2 protein-coding genes are annotated in these 1,137 nt (G+C 66.0%); both read left to right on the top strand.

Features of this window, described 5'->3' with window-relative positions; translation table 11 throughout:
* Positions 1–329 (top strand): Rrf2 family transcriptional regulator (locus DU29_RS01000000130800; protein WP_033051156.1); only part of this gene is annotated, 329 nt, incomplete at its 5' end.
* A 2-nt stretch (positions 330–331) separates the two neighbouring features.
* Positions 332–1,137: NAD(P)/FAD-dependent oxidoreductase (locus tag DU29_RS0129170; protein ID WP_028624829.1), on the top strand; the 806-nt coding region annotated here is incomplete at its 3' end.

Here is a 1,137-nt window from a genome sequence, read left to right as displayed (position 1 = left end):
TCGTCCGGCGCACCATGGGGTATTTGCGAGAAGCGGGCATCGTCACTTCAGATCGAGGCCACGCGGGTGGATGGCGCATCCATGCCGACCTTGGCGCCGTCACCCTGCTCCAGTTGCACGAGGCGCTGGGCGAGCCGGCCATGTTTGCCATAGGCAATCGCAACGAAACACCGGAGTGCCTGGTCGAGCAATCGGTGAATGCCGCGCTCGAAGGCGCCTTTGCCGAGGCCGAGGCGCTGCTGCTGAAACGGTTCTCGGAAATCACTCTGGCCGATCTGGCCGCCGACTTCGCGCGCCGGCATGCGGCAGCACGACGCAAGAGGAGTTGACCATGCACCACGACGTCATCGTCATCGGCGGGAGCTATGCGGGCATGGCCGCCACCCTGCAACTGGTACGAGCGCGCAGGTCCGTGCTGGTGATCGACGCTGGCGAGCGGCGCAATCGCTTTGCCAGCCATTCGCACGGGTTTCTCGGCCAGGATGGCGTCCCTCCCGGCGAGATCGCGGCGAACGCACGTCGCCAGCTCGAAACCTATCCGACGTTGACCTGGCTCGAAGGCCGGGCCGAAGCCGTTTCAGGGCAGGTGGACGAATTCACTGTCACGACGTCCGATGGCGTACCGCACCAAGGCCGCCGCATCCTGCTGGCCACCGGCGTGGCCGACCAGTTACCTCCCATCGCCGGACTCGCAGAGCGCTGGGGCAAGGCGGTCTTCCATTGCCCGTACTGCCATGGCTACGAACTCGGCCAGGGCCGCATCGGCATCATCGGCGCCGGACCGCTGTCCGTCCATCAGGCCGAACTGCTCACCGATTGGAGCGATGTGACCTTGCTCGTCAACAGTGCCGTGGAACTGAGTCAGGAGGCCAGGGCCACTTTGGAACGCCGGGGCGTGACGATCGAGGAGGCACCCATCGACAGGATTGACGGGCATGCCGACGTGGCGATGACCGACGGACGGCTGTTGCCCTTTGCGGGCCTGTTCACGGCGACGCGCACCGTTCCTTCCGGCTCTCTGGTCGAAGCGATGGGCTGCGCGCTGGAAGAAACGCCCCTCGGCATGCAGGTGCGCACCGACGCCGAGAACAAGACTTCGGTGCCGGGTGTGTTTGCCTGCGGCGATGTGGCCCGGGC

It is taken from the genome of Pseudomonas sp. Ant30-3 (genome assembly GCF_000690905.1).
In the GTDB taxonomy this organism is placed as follows: Bacteria; Pseudomonadota; Gammaproteobacteria; order Pseudomonadales; family Pseudomonadaceae; genus Aquipseudomonas.
This window is presented reverse-complemented; position numbering and strand designations above follow the sequence as displayed.